The 1,732-nt window shown below is 35.0% G+C and carries 2 protein-coding genes; both read right to left on the bottom strand.

Going from position 1 to position 1,732, the window contains the following annotated elements; all coding sequences use genetic code 11:
* On the bottom strand, positions 1-759 hold a 759-nt coding region (locus GNP81_RS19210; RefSeq protein WP_155675073.1), incomplete at its 3' end, for a HAMP domain-containing protein.
* A 396-nt stretch (positions 760-1,155) separates the two neighbouring features.
* Positions 1,156-1,732 (bottom strand): methyl-accepting chemotaxis protein (locus tag GNP81_RS19205; protein WP_236803988.1); only part of this gene is annotated, 577 nt, incomplete at its 5' end.

Here is a 1,732-nt window from a genome sequence, read left to right as displayed (position 1 = left end):
GATGTCTTGGCTTAATTGAGCTATTTCATTTTCGCCATCAATATCAGTACGAACCGTTAAGTTGCCTTCTGCTAATTTACGGATAACCAATTGAAGTTTTTGGATAGGGTGAACGATAAGGTTAGATAACCACCAGGAGATAAGTAATGAAACAATAAAAACAGACATTACAACAGTAGCAGCGGTATTTTGAACTTGTATATTTTTGTCGTAGCTTTCATTCATTACAATGTCTGAAAACTTATTAACTTGTTGGGAAAGATGATTAATTGCATTAATCATACTATCGCCAGCATTACGATATTGAGTAATTAAAGCATCATAATTTTCATTAACCGCAATATTTTGTTCTTTTTTATTAAGGTAAGTAATGAGTTTTTTAGAGAAAGCAGCATAATCATTGATTCTTAAACTTATTTGGTTTACTTCTTTAGCGAAGGTCTTTCTTACCTTAAGTTCATTAAGTAATACGTTAATATGCTCTCGTCTTTTTTCTAGATTATCGATAAAGTTGGCGCGATGTTCACTGTCATAAATAGCGTATACCGCATCTATTCGTAAAGAGTAAATTTCATCATCGATTTCTACAACTTTATCTTTATAAAATACGAATGACTTTGTATTTGCATCGATAATTGTTTGTTCTGATTTTAGATTTGACATCGCTATCCATAGAGAAATAAATAGAGATATTGCAGTGAAGGCAACTGGAAGTAATATTTGGAAACGGATTGATTTATTCTTAAGCGTAAATTGCATTTTTTAACCTCTAATGTTTGATAATTAAGCCAAGTTATTAATTGCTCAAATGCATTTTGTTTATATTTTTTATTTTTATGCCTAACTCGCATGGATTAACCATGCTTATAGGTTGCGCGGATACTATACGGTGTGTCGCATTTCTGAAACAAATACTTGGTAAGTGTGAAATTAACTTCATCAAATCATATGTAGCTAGTGAAGTTAATTTCCATTGAGTTTAGTTGTAGAGGTTTTAATGATTAATTAGTCAATTTATTAAATGTAAATAATGATTTCAATTGACTGCGTTTTACATATTTTGGCGTGATGCTAGAAAGGTTAAAGCATGAAATGAAAGTAAAAAGAATGAGTAAGCGGTGAATCAACCCCCGCTTACTATTAGATTAGGGAAGGTTACAGTTTAAAGAATGACAGTTGTTGTTTCTGCTCTTCAGCTAGTCGAGACAGTTCTGAACTTGCAATGGCACTTTGGCTGATGCCTGTGACGTTTTGGTTTACTAATTCAGACATATTAACGACGTTACGATTAATATCTTGAGTTACTTGCGATTGCTCTTCGGCCGCCGTAGCAACTTGAGTGTTCATGTCGTTGATGGCATTGATTGATTCAGTAATACCAATTAATGCATCGCCTGCTTTTGCCGTTAGCTCTTTATTTAACTCCAACATATCAAGGCTGGTTTGCATACTTTCATTAGCCAAACCAGACTGCTCTTGAAGTGCCTCAATAATGGTTTGGATCTCTTGAGTTGAAGATTGTGTGCGTGCAGCAAGTAGGCGAACTTCGTCAGCAACAACAGCAAAACCACGACCAGATTCACCAGCACGTGCCGCTTCGATTGCTGCGTTTAGAGCAAGTAGGTTAGTTTGCTCTGAGACGCTACGTATTACTTCAATAACGTTATTAATTTGCTCTGATTGCTCTTTAAGGTGATTAACAACGACAGCTGCATCTGTTAATGCAACGGCC

Origin of the sequence: Aliivibrio fischeri, assembly GCF_009727955.1 — a bacterium.
Lineage (GTDB): Bacteria > Pseudomonadota > Gammaproteobacteria > Enterobacterales > Vibrionaceae > Aliivibrio > Aliivibrio fischeri_A.
The sequence above is the reverse complement of the archived record's forward strand: the minus strand, read 5'-3'. Positions and strand labels throughout refer to the sequence as shown.